This window comes from Streptomyces durbertensis, from assembly GCF_014156695.1.
GTDB classification, from domain to species: Bacteria; Actinomycetota; Actinomycetes; order Streptomycetales; family Streptomycetaceae; genus Streptomyces; species Streptomyces durbertensis.
The window spans coordinates 1-675 of sequence record NZ_WMLF01000899.1 but is presented as its reverse complement, the minus strand read 5'-3'; the positions used below and the strand labels follow the sequence as shown (position 1 = coordinate 675).

Below are 675 nucleotides of genomic sequence, written 5' to 3'. Positions count from 1 at the left end.
GGCGGACGGCGGTGCCGGCGGGGTGGCGGACGCCACCAACGTGAGGGCGGACGGCGGTGGGACCGTCGCGTCCGTCGCCGCGAAGGTGACGCCGAGCGTCGTCGAGGTGCGGACGGACAGCGCCACGGGCTCCGGAGTGGTGATCTCGGAGGACGGCGAGATCCTCACCAACAACCACGTCGTGGCCGGTGCGGAGCGCGTGCGGGTGCGGCTGGGCGACGGGCGTACCGTCACGGCGCGGGTTGTCGGGACGGACCCGGACCTGGACATGGCGCTGCTGAAGGCGGAGGGCGTGCGCGACCTGACGCCGGCGGCGCTCGGCGACTCCGACTCGCTGCGGGTGGGCGACCAGGTGGTGGCGGTCGGGTCGCCGAGCGGGCTCACCGGTTCGGTGACCAGCGGCATCGTCTCCGCGCTGGACCGGGACGTGACGGTGCCCCGGGAGGACGGCGAGCGGGAGCGGCAGCGCGAGCACTGGCCGTTCGAGTTCGGCGGCGGCCGGTACAACGGCGAGCTGGGCGAGCGCACGACACGCTACCGGGCGATCCAGACGGACGCGGCGCTCAACCCGGGGAACTCCGGCGGCCCGCTCTTCGACATGGCGGGCCGGGTCGTCGGCATCAACTCGGCGATCTACTCGCCGACCGGCGGGGGCTCCGGACAGGGCGGGCAGGG

At 75.1% G+C, this 675-nt stretch carries 1 protein-coding gene; it reads left to right on the top strand.

Annotated elements, in window-relative coordinates; genetic code table 11:
* Positions 1-675 (top strand): S1C family serine protease (locus tag GL263_RS27555; RefSeq protein WP_182858439.1); only part of this gene is annotated, 675 nt, incomplete at both ends.